The following is a 15,056-nucleotide window of genomic DNA, read 5'->3' as shown; positions in this document are numbered from 1 at the left end:
GTCACTGCTCCTTCGCCATCGAGCCGAGCGTGAGGTTGTGCCATCCCGGCGTGAGCTGAAGATCCTGGCTGTGCGCCTGGCCGGCCCGGTCACGCCAGGTCAGGCGGACTTTGAGCGGTCCGGTCACGTTCTGGCCGAGGCCGATGTGCACGGTCTGGGCGCGCTTGCCGGAGTGGCCGCTCCCGCCGTCCACCCGGCCCAGGAACCGGCGGCCGTCGGCGGTGGTCACGCTCACCTGGGCGCCGATCACGGGGGAGCCGGCGGCGGGCAGGGCCCCGGCGGCCGGGGTGCCGGCGCCGCCCTCGTGCCGGAGCCGCAGCCCCAGGAAGGCGCCCGGGGACGGGCTCTCGTTGAGGTAGAACTCCGGCGCGCCGTACTGCCGGGCCACCGCGAAGTCGATCAGGCCGTCCCCGTTGGCGTCCCCGGTGGCGATGCCCCGGCTGGGGATCGGCACGGCCAGGCCGAGCTCCCTGGAGATGTCGGCGTACCCGCCGTTGCCGTCCTTGACGAAGAAGACCATGGGCTGCTGGCCGGCGATGTCGGCGGCCTCGTTGGCGACCGGCCAGGAGAGCGGGCTGTGCGTGACGATGTCGTTGGCGGTGGCGAGCTCCTGCAGCTGCGCCCACCGGTTGACCCAGCCCTTGACGAACCCGGCGGCCTGGGTGATGACCTGCTCACCGCTGTTGTTGAAGTCCTCGATCTTGACGTCCCAGTTCCAGCCGCCCCAGGCGGTGCGGAGCGGGCCGCTGCGGTCCTCGTACGGCGCGTGCCCGGCCAGGAACTGCCGCCGCAGGTCGGCCTGGTCCTTGGCGGTGGACAGGAAGTGCAGGTTGCTCTCCTGGATGCCGTACGGGGTGGTGATGTTGCTGACGAACAGGTCCAGGAGGCCGTCGTGGTTCAGGTCGGCCGCGTCGGAGCCCATGCCCTTGAACGAGTCGATGCCGAGCGTCTTGGACTTGGGGGTGAAGGCGTCCCGCGAGCCCTCCACCAGGGCGAACCGGATGTTCCCCGGGGTCGAGCGGTTGTGGAGCAGCCGGTCGGGGCCAAAGTCCATGTTGAGGAAGAGCTCGGGCAGGTTGTCCCCGTCCAGGTCCACCGAGGTGGCGCCGAGGTCCCAGCCGCGCGAGACGTCCTCGTCCAGGACGCCCTCCACCTTGGCGAAGGTCACCGAGTTCGCCGACGCCCCGGTCCAGCGGAAGACGTGGTTGTGGCCGCCGTTGAAGGCCCGGGACAGGGAGTCGTTCATCTCCACGTCGCCGGCCATCGTGTGGTCCAGGACGGGGGAGCCGTCGCGGAAGTAGTTGCCGATGTGCAGGTCCACGTGGCCGTCCCCGTCGAAGTCGGCGACGGTGGCGGTGTTGGTGTTCCAGACCGGGCCGTCGTACGGCGTGCGCCCCGAGTTCGGCACCAGCTCGGCCGCCGGGAAGGCCGCGGCGTCGAGCCTGGTCGCGGCGGGCGCCCGCAGGTGGACGATCGGGGTGCGGCCCCAGTAGTAGACGAGCAGGTCCATCCGCCCGTCCTCGTTGAAGTCGCCGGGCGCGCAGCCCATGGGGGCCATGGCGTGGCCCATCGGCAGGCCGCCGGTGGTCAGCGTGAACGCCGGGTACCGCTTGTCGCGCTCACCCGGGGTGGGCGTCACCACCACCTGGTCGGTCCGGGTGTCGACGATGCACAGGTCGTTGTCGAGGCCGTCGCCGTCCAGATCGTTCATCGCGATCGAGGCGCCCACCGACGAGATCCAGGCGTTGATCTTCTTGTAGTCCTGGTTGACCTTGCGGATCGTCTGTTCCCGGAAGCCGCCCGGCATCGCGACGCTCATCGGCGTGAACTTGTAGGCGCTCGCCAGCTCGGTCCGTTCGTCGGCCGAGGCGAAGCGCGGGTTTCCCACCACAAACACGGCCGCCATCAGGCCGAGGGCGACGATGCCCGGCAGTTGCCGGCGCAGCCAGCCAGCTGTCGTGGTCATGAGGTGACACCTCCAATGGATACGAATTGATCGGCGATGAGCTGTCGCCATATCTGGAAGGCCCGCAGGTCACCGGTGAACGGCCCGTCGGGCAGGTTCTCCTGGCTGACCCGGGCCGCGTCCTGCGGATTCATGCCGCACAGAATCCGGGTGGCCCGCTCGTTGTGCGGCACCAGCAGACCGGCGCGGATCCGGGCCTCGGCGGCGAAGGAGCTGCCCTGGGCCAGCTGGGGGCGGTGCACGCCGGCCCGGTCGAGGAGCTCGTGGAGCTCGGCGTCGCCGGCCCCGCCCGCGTAGGTGGCGGCCAGGCCCACCCCGGCCCACAGGTCGCCGTGGCGGGCGGCGGGGAACCGCTCCACCAGGGTGGACACCCGGTCGACGTCGCTGCCGCCGACGAACCACAGGGCCCGCCCGATCCCGTGGTCGACCGCCCGGTTGTTGTAGCCGCTCGGATCGTGGGCCGGCCAGGGGAACCGGGGGGCCTGGTAGTGCTCGTGCACGTATTTGCGGGTGTGGAAGTACGCCTGGTGGAACCCGTACCCGTCGTGCACGAGCCCGATCAGCAGCGGATCCAGCCCCTCGCTCTTCGGCCAGCGGAAGCGCGGCAGCCGCGCCATCGCCCAGCCGATGCCCACGTAGACCATGTAGACGTGGGCGGCCCCGCGTCCGGCGATGAATTCGGCGTTCTTCCGGCCGCTCGTGAAGGGCATCGCGTCGAGGACCCCGAAGCCCATTCCCGCGCCCTCGTAGGCGAAGCCGCGCATGGCCGCGGGCAGCTGTTCCAGCCGCTCCTCCGCGTCGGCGACCGTGCGCGCCTCCACCGCCGCGGCGAAGCCGGTCAGGAACGTCTCGCCGATGTTCTCCAGCGAGGCCCGGGCCTCGCGGCTTTTTACGTGAAAGCCGCGATTCGCGAGTTTGGTTTCCGATACGTTCGGCGTCAGAACGCGCCGTCTCAGTGACCTTAGAGCGCTGGACAATTCTGTCTCCACCCTTTGATCCGGCCCTGTCCAAGGGAGTTTTCCGACAAATTACCGAGCGGTTCGGAAACGTCCCAACTCCGCGCTTGCTCAGTTGGGTCAACGGTTTCCACGCAGGTCGGGGAAGGCATTTCTTGGAAAAAGCCGGATTGATTATCCAGAGCATGGAACGTTGTTCAACTCCGCGCTTGCTCAGTCCGGTGAATTGATTCCGGACATACGAAATCGGGCTCCTCGTGGCGAGAAGCCCGATAAATCGCCGGAGTTTTCCGGCCGTCATGCGGGGAATGCCGTCCGGGCATGCGGATCCGGCTTGCCGGGAAAGGCCCGGTCGACCCTTCGGAGTGTCTTTCCGGGACCGCTCGACCCGAAGACGTGCTCCGGCGACGGGCTCAGGCCGGGGACCCGCTGCGGGCGAAACGGCCGCGGATCCGCCGCCGCCAGGTCTCGTACGGGGGGACGGAGCCCACGGCACCGGGGTCCACGGCCGTGTCGTCGGCGAGCGCCACCGCGTCCGCGACGGACAACCCGGTGAGCGCTGCCGTCGAGGCCGCGGAGTGCTCCGGGACGAATCCGGCGTAGTGCCGCGCCTTCACCGCGAAGACCGCGCCCTGCGCCATCTCCGCCCCGTGCTCGCCGGCCTCCTCGCGCAGCGCGGCGAGCGACTCGGCGTCGGAGCCGCCGGCGAAGACGGACGCCAGCCCGACCCCGCTCCACAGGTCGGCGTGCCGGTGCGGCGCGAAACGGCGCACGGCCGCGGCGACCTGGGCCGTCCGGGCGCCGTGGATGAACCACAGGGCCCGGCCGACGCCCTGGTCGAACGCACGGGGGAAGTAGTCGGCGGAGCCCTGCCAGGGGTAGGGTGCGGGCGTCTTCTGCCCGTCGACCCACTCCCGGGTGTCGAAGTAGGCGCGGTCGAACCCGAATCCGTCGACGGCGAGCCAGCTCATCGTCGGGTGGTACGGCGAGCCGGACAGGTCGGGCAGCACCTTCTTCCACAGCGGCCGGGGGAGCCTGGCCATGGCGAAGCCGATGCCGATGTAGGTGAGGAAGATGTGCGGGTGGCCGGGGCCGAGCAGCAGGTCGCGGGTGCGGCGGCCGCGACCGCCGCCCATCGCGTCCAGCACGGTGAAAGCCATCGTCGCGCCTTCGTAGGCGAATCCGCGCAGCTCCTCCTCCACCATCTCCAGGCGCCGCTCGACCTCCCATTGGCCACGTGCGTCGATCCCCCATTCAAACCCGCACACCACGGCCTGGGGAATTGCCTCCAGCTTTCTTGTGGCCGCCGACGGCGTCACGGGAAAGCCGCGTCTTTCGAAAGTCACCTCGGCTAGGCTGGGGGCCAGCAGCAGCCGGCGCAGCGAACCGATAAATGTCGACACCGAGCCTCCTCGCGTCAATCGCCGGTACCATTCCATGCTCAGACGGCGATTAGACGGCGACAACTCGCGTATTGCCCACCCTGGAAACGCGGCGAAACCCATCCGCGAGGTTCTCGGATGGGTTTCGCGAAAATGCCGACTTCTTTTTCGAGAATGCTCAGGTGTGTTTCAGCGGCGGGCGAGGACGGGAATACGGCGCACCCGCCAGTGGGCGAGGGCGAGGTTGCCGATCCAGTTCAGCCAGAACGCGCCGACGATTCCGACGAGGCCGATCATGTTCTCGGCTCCGGGGACCACGGCGAGCAGGAGGAAGAACCACAGGCGGCTGCTGATCGGCGCGAGCGCCAGGGCGAAGCTGTAGATCATCCAGCGCCGGTGCTCGTCGTAGCGGCGGCGTCTGGCCGCCCTGACGGCGAGGAACGTGGTGCTCAGCGCCAGGACGGCCCAGATCGCGGTGCCGATCATTCCGAGGGTGTTGAGCGCCCCCATCGGCATCATCACCAGGGCGCCCACCGCCGCGGGCAGCATCCCGCCGAAGACGTAGATCCGCCCCACGGCGCGGTGCGTCCGCGGGTGTCCGCGGCGCAGCCACGGCCACAGCTGGAGGATGCCGGCGATCAGCGCGACCGAGCCGAAGAAGATGTGCGCGACGACGAGCGCGTAGTGGATGTGGCCGGGGTCGGGGTTGAGCGGGATCCTGGACAGGGTGCGGTCCAGGGTGAGGTACGGCGGCCAGACCACGAAGAGGAACGCCACGACGAGCAGGGCGAGCAGCCCCACCCACGGCCTGCGCCGTGAAGCGGGGGTGGGGCGCCGCCGGTCCCGATGCTCGACGGTGCTTGACAATACGACCTCCTTGAGTGGGCGGTCCTCACGCCACGGCGGGGGAGCGTCCGGGCTCGTCGGGGTCGGCGGAGGCCTCGGCCGGCTCCGGGACCCGGGAGGCCGTACGGCGGACGGCCGGCCGGCTGGTCCGCTCGATCCACCAGTGCGCGACACAGAGGTTGATCAGCCAGCCGGTCCAGGCGACCGTCTCCAGGAACAGCGCCAGGTCCAGGCGCGGGCCGGCGGCCGAGGCGATGACGAAGATCATCAACCGGGTGGTGAAGGCGTCCATCGTCAACGCGAAGCTGTAGATCATCCAACGCCGGTGCTCGGCCTTGCGGCGTTTCCGCATCATCCGCCACCCCACCACGGTGGTGACGACCCAGAGCACCTCCAGGGCGATCCGGCCCATCCAGCCGGGCCCGCCGATGTAGGTCAGCAGGACGGCGGCCATCACGGCGCCCGGCAGGACGCCGCCGAAGACGTAGATCCGCCCGGACAGGCGGTGCAGGTGCGGCTTGGTCCGCCGGAGCTTGGGCCACAGCTGCGGCACCGCCGCGATCAGCGCGACGGATCCGAAGAAGATGTGCGCGACGAGGAGGGGGTACTTGTACGGATACTGCGGCGGCACCGGCACGGTCGCCGTCGCGGGGTCCAGGGTGATGTAGTGCGGCCAGATGTAGGCGAGCACCAGCGCGACCACGAGCGCGAGGGGGATGATCCACGGCCGTCGCCACCAGGGGAGCGCGGCGCGGGCGGGGGCGGTGTGATCCAGCCGAGTCTGTGTCATGTCGTGTTCCTTCTTGCTCACACCCGAGGAGGTCGCGTTACGCGATGAGGGTCCGGGCGAAGGCCCGGATGTCCTCGACCAACAGCCGTGGCTGTTCCATGGCGGGGAAGTGGCCGCCCTTCTCGATCTCCGACCAGTACGAGATCGACGGGTAGTCCCGCTCGGCGAAGGCCCGTACCGGCGTCACCGGGTCGCCGTGGAAGGCGGCGACGCCGATGGGCACGGGGACGGGCTCGGGGCGGGCGCCGGGGGTGAACAGCGCACCCAGGGCGGGGGCGGACTCGTAGTACAGCTGGGCGGCCGAGGCCGCGGTGCCGGTGAACCAGTAGACGCTCACGTTGGTCAGCAGCCGGTCGCGGCCGACCGCGTCCTCCGGCGTCTTGGCGGAGTCGGTCCACTCGCGGAACTTCTCGGTGATCCAGGCGAGCTGCCCCACGGGGGAGTCGGTGAGCCCGTAGGAGACCGTCAGCGGCCTGGTCGACTGGAGCCTCAGGTACGCGGAGAGCTCGGCGTCGTAGCGGGAGAGCTTGCCGAGCCGGGCGAAGTCCTCCTCGGTCAGCGTGGCCATCTCCGCCGGGTCGCCGGAGGGCAGGGTCAGCAGCATGGTCAGGTGCGCCCCGGTCACGTGGCCGGGGTCCAGCCGGCCCAGTTCGAGGGAGATGAGCGACCCCCAGTCCCCACCGGCCGTGAGGTAGGAGTCGTAGCCGAGGCGGCGCATGAGCTCGGCCCAGGCCCCCGCGATCCGCCGCGCGTCCCACCCCGGCGCCCGCAGCGGGCCGGAGAACCCGTGACCGGGGAGCGACGGGACCACCACGTGGAAGGCGTCGGCCGGGTCGCCGCCGTGCGCCGCCGGGTCGGTGAGCGGGCCGATCACGTCGAGGAACTCGACGATCGAACTGGGCCAGCCGTGGGTGAGCAGCAGCGGGCGGGCGCCGGGGACGGCCGAGGCGACGTGCAGGACGTGGACCGGCGCGCCGTCGATCTCGGTGGTGAACTGCGGGTACCGGTTGATCTCCCGTTCGGCGGCGCGCCAGTCGTACTCCTCCTGCCAGTAGGAGGCGAGCTCCTTGAGGTAGGTCAGCGGGACGCCGCGCTCCCAGCCGGGGCCTGAGTCGACGGCGGACGGCCACCGGGTAGCCCCGATCCGCTGCCGCAGATCGGCGAGGTGCGAGTCGGGGATCTCTATCTGGAAGGGCTGCATGGGGGTGAACTCCTCGATTGGGGGGCGAATCAGGGAGAGTCGTACCGCGGGGTCGGGTGGGTGGCGCCGCGTCTTCGGTCAGGCGGTGGCCGGGGTGTTCTGGTAGGCGGCGAGCTTCCACCGGCCGTCGTGCCGCTGGAGCAGCCAGGTCGCCAGCACCTCGCGCTCGCCCGCGACCTCGGTCTCGCCGGGGGCGAGCACCCCGCCCCGGCTGACCAGGACGGCGACGTCGGGGCCGAGGACGCGGACCTGCTCCGGCGCCCCGGTGACCTGGGTTCCCTTGAACGGCCCGGCGAACGCGGCGGCCATGAAGGCGCGGATCTCGGCCCGGCCCTTGGAGAATACGTTCTTGGGCAGGATCATCGTGCCGTCCTCGGTGAACACCTCGGCGAACGCGTCCGCGTCGTGCTTGGCCCAGGCCTGGACGATCTGCTGCTGCACCTCGCGCACCGCGGCGATGGTCTCCCCGTCGACGCTTGCCCTCTGGGTGATCGACATGTGGTCCTCCTCCTGGTGTGGGTGGTTCTGTGAGGAGAGTGCAGAAAAACAGGTGACTTCGGCATCCTCGGAATTGCTCTTACCGGTGCGCCGCCGCAACGGAGAAGATGCGCCCGCGCGCGGGGCGCAGCATCCTCCGATAGAGGACGAATCAGTTACCCGCACCGCGAAGAACACGAGGAGGACCCCGTGTCCCACAGCACCGTGTCCGAAAGCACCGGCGTCGGCTCCCGAGACGAGCTGCTCAAGCGGGCGAACGACCTGCTGCCCCTGATCGCGTCGAAGGCGGAGTGGTCGGAGCAGAACCGCCGCCTGCACGACGACGTCGTCCAGGCGATGGCAGACGCGGGGATCTTCAACATGCGACGGCCCCTGCGCTACGGCGGCTACGAGACCGACTCACGCACCCTCTCCGACGTCCTGGCCACGCTGGCCGGCGCCGACGGCTCGACGGCGTGGAACGCCGCCGTCTGGTCGATCAGCAACTGGATCGCCTGTCTCTTCCCCGACCACGTGCAGGACGAGGTCTTCGCCGAGCCGGGCGCGCGGGTGTGCGCGGTGCTCAGCCCGACCGCCATGGCCGAGCCCGCCGACGGCGGCCTGGTCGTCAACGGCCGGTGGCAGTTCATCAGCGGGGCGCACCACAGCCACTGGCAGGTCATCCTCGCCATGGCCCCGGCCCCCGACGGCAGTATGTGGCCGGTGCTGGCGGTGGTGCCGATGTCCCAGCTCCAGATCGTGGACGACTGGTACACCTCCGGGCTGGCGGCCACGGGCAGCGTGACCACGGCAGCGAGCGACCTGTTCGTCCCCGGCGACCGGGTTCTCCCGCTCCCGGTGGTCCTCCAGGGCCACTACGCCTCCGAGCTCAACGCCGGCTCCCCGGTGTTCAGCGCCCCGCTCGTGCCGACCGGCTGCGCCGGGTTCGCCGGGGTCGCGGTCGGCCTGGCCAGGGCGGCGCGGACCCAGTTCCTCGACCGGCTCCCCGGCAGGAAGATCACCTACAGCAGCTACACCGCCCAGGCCGACGCGGCGGTGACCCATCTGAACGTGGCCGAGGCGACCTTGAAGATCGACGAAGCCCAGTTCAACGCCTACCGCGTCGCCGACCTGCTCGACGGCAAGGGCGCCACCCGCGAACCCTGGACGATCGAGGAGCGGGTGAGCGCCCGGGTCTGGCTGGGCCGCTCCTTCGACCTGGCCAAGCAGGCCGTGGAGGTGCTGGCCACCGCGAGCGGCGGCTCCTCGCTCTACCGCTCGGTGCCGATCCAGCGGATCCAGCGCGACGTCCACGCGCTCAACCTGCACGCGCTGATGCACGCCAACACCAACTACGAGTTGTACGGACGGGTCCTGTGCGGGCTCGAACCCAACTCGATGTACCTCTGAGAACGGCGATGAAGGGAATCATCCTCGCCGGGGGGAGCGGGACACGGCTCTATCCGGTCACGCTGGGCACCCACAAGCAGCTGCTGCCGGTCTACGACAAGCCGATGATCTACTATCCGATGTCGACGCTGATGATGGCGGGAATCCGGGACATCCTCATCATCTCCACCCCCGACGCGCTCCCCGCACTCCGGCGGCTCCTGGGCGACGGGGACGACCTCGGGCTCGCGCTGTCCTACGCCGAGCAGCCGGTCCCGCGCGGCGACGGCGACTCCCTGATCATCGGGGCCAAGCATGCGGGTGACGAGCCGGTCGCGCTGGTCCTGGGGGACAACATCTTCGACGGGCCCGGCCTGCCGGAGCTGATGAGCCAGGCCGCCAAGGACCACACCGGCTGCCTGCTCTTCGGCTACCAGGTGCCGGACCCCGAGCGCTTCGGCGTCGCGGAGGTCGACGCCGACGGCAGGCTGCTCTCCCTGGAGGAGAAGCCGGCCCGGCCGAAGTCCGACCTGGCCGCCACCGGGCTGTACCTCTTCGACGCCGACGGGGTGGAGTTCGCCAAGGACCTGAAGCCCTCCTGGCGGGGGGAACTGGAGATCGTCGACGTCTGCGCCGCCTACCTGAAGCAGGACCGGGCGCGGGTGGTCACGCTGCGCGAGCCGTACCGCTGGTTCGACGCGGGGACCTACGACTCGCTGCTGGACGCGAGCCGCTACGTGCGGCTGGCCGAACGCCGGTCCGGCCGGCGCGTGGCCTGCCTGGAGGAGATCGCGCTGCGGATGGGCTTCATCGACGCCGAGCGGTGCTACGCGCTCGGCGAGCGGCTGGCCAAGTCGGACTACGGCGCGCACCTGATGAAGGTCGCGGTCGACGCGGGCGCCCGCCTCCACCCGGTCGGCTGACGGCCCGGGTTCTCGCGCGGTATCGGGGTGGCCACGGGAGGCGTGGCCACTCGCCCATGTGTCCGGCCGCGCGTTCGCACGCGCGCGGCCAGTCAAGGAGGTCACCTTGTCCGCCAGCCGCCGTCCCGGGGCCGCGGGGCCGCTCAGGATCCTCGCCGTCGGCGCCCACCCGGACGACATCGAGATCGGGGCGGGTGCGCTGCTCTGCAAGGCGTTGTCCGCCGGTCACGACGTGTCCCTGCTCGTCCTCACCGACGTCCCCGACCCCGTCCTCGCGGGCGTCCGCCGCAAGGAGGCCAGAGCCGCCGCCGAGGCCATGGGGATCCCGGGGGACCGGGTGTCGTTCGCCGGGCTCGACGACGGTCACCTGCGGGTGAGCCGGGCCACGGTCCAGCACATCCGCAGGCTCCTCCCCGGCCTGCGGCCGGACGTGGTCGTCACCCACACCGACGCCGACAGCCACAACGACCACGTCGAGGCGCACCGGCTCGCGCACGCGTCCTTCCGCGACACCGCGTTCCTGCACTTCTCCATCCACGTCTCGGGTGAGCCGAGCCGGTTCGACCCGCAGGTCTTCGTCGAGGTGACCCCGGAGCGGGCCGCGTTCAAGAGCCGCGCGCTCGCCGTACACGTCTCCCAGCAGGGCACGATCAACCGGATGGATCTGGCCGGATACGAGTCCAGGCTCGGCGCGGCGGCGCGGCTGGACAGGGCCGAGGCGTTCGAGGTGGGGCACCAGGCGGGGGCCGTCCGCGGCGTCCGGCCCGCGATCATGATGTCGGAGTCGCCGTTTCACCGGCTCTGGTCGCCCCTGGCCGGCGGTTCGCCGGTCACCCTGCTCTATCCGTCGGCGGAGTCCCGTTCGGCCGAGCTCCACCTCAACCTCGGGCGCGACCGGCTGCGGCGGTCGTTCGCGGACGCCTGGCGGGGCACCCGGGTCCCCTTTCGGGAGATCTTCGCCAACGGCGCCGACGTGGCGGACGAGACGCTGGACGGGGACCTCCTGCTCGCCGGGACGCCGGGCTCCAGCGTTGTCGTCCGGGATATGTATAACAAAATCTCGAAAATTCGCTGGATTATGGAGAGCGACGCGGGCCGGGGCTATGTGTATGACCGGCATAACGACAAGCGCATATATCCGGATCGGAATGGTGGCGACGTCGGGGTGATTTCCCGGGTCGAACACCCGTCCGACCATCGGAAAACCATTTTCTTCACCGCGGGAACCACCGGTCTCGGCACCCGGGCCGGGCTGGAGTTCCTCGCCGATCCGGGCGCGTTCCCCGAGGTGGACGCCCTGCTGGCCAATGACGACGCCGTGGAGCTGGTCTTCTCCGTGGACGCCATGCGCACCGATGTGCGGGTGATCGAACACCGGCGCCGGCTGCCTTTCCCCGATCCCGTCACCTCGGCGGCCTGACCGGCACGCACGGAGATGCCATCAACAATCCACCCGGAACACTATCGAATCAGCCCAATGCGGTAGTTCCTTTGGCAGTGGAGGATTTATGCGCTTTTTACCGGAGGACCGTGCCCCGCGTGTCGCCATCGTCGGCATGGGGTACGTCGGTTCGTGTTTCGCGGCGACCCTGACCGACCGCGGTCTGGACGTGATCGGTGTCGACACCAACACCGAGCTGATCGGGGAACTCGCCCGCGGCCACTGCCGCTTCGCCGAGGAGGGACTGCCCGAACTGCTGGCGGCCGCCGTCGCGGGCGGCAGGCTCCGGGTGACGACCGACTACGCCGCGGTCGCCAAGGCGGACGTCGTCCTGGTCGCGGTCGGCACGCCGGTCCGGCCGGACGGGTCGCTCGCCGACGAGCAGCTCGCCCGGGCCTGCGCCGACCTCGGGCCGCACCTTCGGTCCGGCCAGCTGGTGCTGCTCAAGAGCACGGTCCCGCCCGGCACCGTGCGCAGCCTGGTGCTGCCGCTGCTGGAGTGGGGCGGGCTGACCGCGGGGGAGGACTTCGGCCTCGCCTTCACCCCCGAGCGCCTGTCGGAGGGCACCGCGCTGCACGACCTGCGGACCCTGCCGATCGTGGCGGGCGGGCTGAACGCCGAGTGCGCCCGGCACGCGGCCGAGTTCTGGCGCGCGGCGCTGGACGTCGAGGTGATCGAGCTGGACTCCCTGGAGGCGGCCGAGATCGTCAAGCTCGCCAGCAACTGGTGGTTCGACCTGAGCATCGCCCTCGGCAACGAGCTGGCCAAGTTCGCCGCGCTGTACGACGTGGACGTGCTCGACGTGATCAGGGCGGCCAACTCCATGCCGGTCGGCAAGGGCACGGTCCACATCCTGCTGCCGAGCGTGGGCGTGGGCGGCTCCTGCCTGACCAAGGACCCGTGGATGGTGTGGAAGTCGGCCAGGGAGCGCGGCCTGGAGATCCACACCGTGCCCGCGTGCCGTACCGCCAACGACAGCATGCCGGCCTACACCGCCCAGCTCGCCGTGGACATGCTCACCAAGATCGGTAAGGATCCGGCCACGTCGAAGGTGGCCGTCCTCGGGCTGGCCTTCAAGAACAACACCGGCGACCTGCGGGCCACCCCGACCCTGGGCGCCGTGGCGGAGCTGGCCCGCGCCTGCGGCGAGGTGACCCTCTACGACCCGCTGGTGGACCGGGCCGAGGCCGAGGACCTCTTCGGCCGGGAGCTCGCGCCGAGCCTGGAGGAGGCGGTGCGCGGCGCGTCCTGCGTCGCCGTCCTGGCGCTCCACCGCGAGCTGGAGTCCATCGACTTCGCCACGCTGCCCGTCGCCGAGTCGTGCCTGGTCCTGGACGGCCGGGCCTACTACTCGCGGGAGAAGATCGACGAGCTCCGCTCGCTCGGCTACCACTACCGGGGGGTCGGGCGGTGAGCGCGTCCCGGGTCGTGGTCACCGGCGGCAGCGGTTTCGTCGGCGGCCACCTGGTGGACCGCCTGCTCGCCCGCGGGGACGAGGTCACCGTGTTCGACGCCGTCCCCCCGGCCGGCCCCGTCGCCGCCGACGTCCGGTTCGTGCCCGGGGACGTCCTCGACCCCGACGCGCTGGCCAAGGCCGTCGAGCCCGGGACGGACGTCGTCTACCACCTGGCCGCCGTCGTCGGCGTGGACGAGTACCTGGCCCGCCCGCTGGACGTCATCGACATCAACTTCACCGGCACCAGGAACGTGCTGGAGGCCGCCGCGGCCGCGGGGACCAGGGTCGTCGCGGCCAGCACCAGCGAGGTCTTCGGCAAGAACCCGGCGGTGCCCTGGCGGGAGGACGACGACCGGGTCCTCGGCTCCACCTCCGCCGACCGCTGGTCGTATTCCACGAGCAAGGCCCTCACCGAGCACCTGGTGCTCGCCTTCTCCCGCCGGCACGGCCTCGCGGCCTCCATCGTCCGCTACTTCAACGTGTACGGCCCGCGGCAGCGGCCCGCCTTCCTGATCAGCCGGTCGGTCCATCGGGCGCTCAACGGGCGCCCGCTCGTCGTCTACGACGAGGGGAGGCAGACCCGCTGCTTCACCTATGTGGGGGACGCCGTCTCCGGCACCGTCCTGGCGGGCGTCCACCCGCGCGCGGTGGGCGAGGTGTTCAACATCGGCAGCATGGTCGAGAACACCGTCGGCGCGGCGATCGGGCTGGTCGCCGAGCTGACCGGCGTCGAGGAGATCGTGCACGTGGCCACGGGCGAGAAGCTCGGCAAGGGGTACGAGGACCTGTCGCGGCGCATCCCCCACAACGGCAAGGCGTCCGAACTCCTCGGCTGGTCGTGCCCGACCGGGCTGCGCGAGGGCGTCGAGTCGACGATCGCCTGGGCCCGGGACAACCGCTGGTGGCTCGACCTGCCCGACAGCGGCGCGGCCTGATACCGAGAAGGGACCAAACAGATGCGGATCAACTGTCGGGTGTGTGGCGGTGACGTCGAGGCCGCCCTCGACCTGGGCCGCCAGCCCACGGCCAACGGGTTTCTGCGGCCGGACGAGATCGAGTCGGAACTCTTCTTCCGCCTGGCCGTCGGCAGGTGCGACCGCTGCACGACCGTCCAGCTTCTGGAGGAGGTCAAGCAGGAGGTCCGCTACCACGACGGGTACCGGTACCAGGCGTCGGGATCGGCCGGGCACCGCAGGCACTTCGCCGAGAACGCCCGGCGTTTCATGGACACCGAGCTCACCGGGCCCGACCCGTTCATCGTGGAGATCGGCTGCAACGACGGCGTCATGCTCGCCGCGATCGCCGAGGCCGGCGTCCGGCATCTCGGCGTCGAGCCGTCCGGGAACGTGGCGCGGGTCGCCGCGGCCAAGGGCGTCCGGGTGCTGGGCGAGTTCTTCGACGAGACCACGGCCAAAGCCGTCCGGGACGGCGACGGCCCGGCCGATGTGATCTTCGGCGCGAACACGATCTGCCACATCTCCCACATCGGGTCGGTGTTCCGCGGGGTGGACGCGCTCCTGGCCGACGGCGGCGTCTTCGTCTTCGAGGAGCCCTACCTCGGCACCATCGTGGACCGGACCGCCTTCGACCAGATCTACGACGAGCACATCTTCTACTTCACCGTCCGCTCGGTCCAGGCGATCGCCGCCCACTACGGCTTCGAGCTGGTCGACGCGGAGCCGATCTGGATGCACGGCGGCGAGATCCGCTACACGATCGCCAGGCCCGGCCGGCGCGTCCCGTCCGCCTCGGTGGCGCGGCTGCTCGCCGAGGAGCACGCGCGCGGGCTGAACGAGCCGGAGACGCTGGAGCGCCTCCGGGTGATCGTCGAGGGCGTCCGCGAGGACCTGACGGACCTGCTGCGGCGGCTCAAGGCGCAGGGACGGCGGGTGGTGGGGTACGGCGCCCCGGCCAAGTGCACCACGGTGACGAACTTCTGCGGGATCGGGCCGGAGCTGCTCCCGTACGTCTGCGACTCGACCCCCGAGAAGCAGGGCCACCTGGTGCCCGGGTCGCACATCCCGGTGTTGCCGCCCGAGGTGTTCGCCGCCGACTACCCGGACTACGCGGTGCTGTTCGCCTGGAACCACGCCGAGGAGATCATGGCCAAGGAGACCGGTTTCACCGAGGCCGGCGGCCGGTGGATCCTGTACATCCCGACGGTCCACGTGCCGGGGGGTTGACCGCCCGGACGCCCGACAGCCCGCGGGATTCCCGCGGGCTGTTCGT

Annotated in this window: 13 protein-coding genes; 6 read left to right on the top strand and 7 right to left on the bottom strand. The window is 70.6% G+C overall.

Annotated features, from left to right (window positions below; all coding sequences use genetic code 11):
* Window position 1: 1 nt before the first annotated feature.
* The 7 genes from RUR_RS01750 to RUR_RS01720 all read right to left on the bottom strand — a co-directional run bounded on the left by RUR_RS01750 (window position 2) and on the right by RUR_RS01720 (window position 7,639).
* The gene (locus RUR_RS01750) at window positions 2-1,966 is read right to left on the bottom strand and encodes a CRTAC1 family protein (protein WP_283133053.1); all 1,965 of its coding nucleotides are present in this window, start codon (window positions 1,964-1,966) and stop codon (window positions 2-4) included.
* Entirely contained in the window at window positions 1,963-2,943 is a 981-nt protein-coding gene (locus tag RUR_RS01745; RefSeq protein WP_283133052.1) for a DUF1702 family protein, read from the bottom strand. The genes RUR_RS01750 and RUR_RS01745 overlap by 4 nt, the downstream gene beginning before the upstream one ends.
* Window positions 2,944-3,335: 392 nt before the next feature.
* Window positions 3,336-4,325: a DUF1702 family protein gene (locus RUR_RS01740; RefSeq protein ID WP_283133051.1), complete on the bottom strand. Its 990-nt coding sequence runs from the start codon at window positions 4,323-4,325 to the stop codon at window positions 3,336-3,338.
* Window positions 4,326-4,493: 168 nt separating this feature from the next.
* Window positions 4,494-5,171 (bottom strand): DUF2306 domain-containing protein, encoded by a 678-nt coding sequence (locus RUR_RS01735; RefSeq protein WP_283133050.1) that lies wholly within the window; start codon window positions 5,169-5,171, stop codon window positions 4,494-4,496.
* Between the two features lie 25 nt (window positions 5,172-5,196).
* Window positions 5,197-5,940 (bottom strand): DUF2306 domain-containing protein, encoded by a 744-nt coding sequence (locus RUR_RS01730; RefSeq protein WP_283133049.1) that lies wholly within the window; start codon window positions 5,938-5,940, stop codon window positions 5,197-5,199.
* A gap of 37 nt (window positions 5,941-5,977) precedes the next feature.
* Complete coding sequence (locus tag RUR_RS01725) at window positions 5,978-7,141, bottom strand: epoxide hydrolase family protein (RefSeq protein ID WP_283133048.1); 1,164 nt, start codon at window positions 7,139-7,141, stop codon at window positions 5,978-5,980.
* Between the two features lie 78 nt (window positions 7,142-7,219).
* Complete coding sequence (locus tag RUR_RS01720) at window positions 7,220-7,639, bottom strand: SgcJ/EcaC family oxidoreductase (protein WP_283133047.1); 420 nt, start codon at window positions 7,637-7,639, stop codon at window positions 7,220-7,222.
* Between the two features lie 189 nt (window positions 7,640-7,828).
* On the opposite strand from RUR_RS01720, the gene RUR_RS01715 reads away from it, so the two are divergent.
* The 6 genes from RUR_RS01715 to RUR_RS01690 all read left to right on the top strand — a co-directional run bounded on the left by RUR_RS01715 (window position 7,829) and on the right by RUR_RS01690 (window position 15,010).
* Window positions 7,829-9,028: an acyl-CoA dehydrogenase family protein gene (locus RUR_RS01715; protein ID WP_283133046.1), complete on the top strand. Its 1,200-nt coding sequence runs from the start codon at window positions 7,829-7,831 to the stop codon at window positions 9,026-9,028.
* An 8-nt stretch (window positions 9,029-9,036) separates the two neighbouring features.
* On the top strand, window positions 9,037-9,930 hold the full coding sequence (gene rfbA, locus RUR_RS01710; protein WP_283133045.1) for a glucose-1-phosphate thymidylyltransferase RfbA: 894 nt from the start codon (window positions 9,037-9,039) through the stop codon (window positions 9,928-9,930).
* Between the two features lie 106 nt (window positions 9,931-10,036).
* Complete coding sequence (locus tag RUR_RS01705) at window positions 10,037-11,350, top strand: PIG-L deacetylase family protein (protein WP_283133044.1); 1,314 nt, start codon at window positions 10,037-10,039, stop codon at window positions 11,348-11,350.
* Window positions 11,351-11,438: 88 nt separating this feature from the next.
* Window positions 11,439-12,785 carry a nucleotide sugar dehydrogenase gene (locus RUR_RS01700; protein ID WP_283133043.1) on the top strand — a complete coding sequence of 449 codons (1,347 nt, stop codon included), beginning with the start codon at window positions 11,439-11,441 and terminating at the stop codon, window positions 12,783-12,785.
* A complete protein-coding gene (locus RUR_RS01695) occupies window positions 12,782-13,762 on the top strand; it encodes an NAD-dependent epimerase/dehydratase family protein (RefSeq protein WP_283133042.1) in 981 nt (326 codons plus the stop codon). The genes RUR_RS01700 and RUR_RS01695 overlap by 4 nt, the downstream gene beginning before the upstream one ends.
* Before the next feature lie 21 nt (window positions 13,763-13,783).
* Window positions 13,784-15,010: a class I SAM-dependent methyltransferase gene (locus RUR_RS01690; protein ID WP_283133041.1), complete on the top strand. Its 1,227-nt coding sequence runs from the start codon at window positions 13,784-13,786 to the stop codon at window positions 15,008-15,010.
* Window positions 15,011-15,056 lie beyond the last annotated feature (46 nt).

The organism is Rhizohabitans arisaemae (assembly GCF_025996515.1).
Lineage (GTDB): Bacteria > Actinomycetota > Actinomycetes > Streptosporangiales > Streptosporangiaceae > Rhizohabitans > Rhizohabitans arisaemae.
This window is presented reverse-complemented; position numbering and strand designations above follow the sequence as displayed.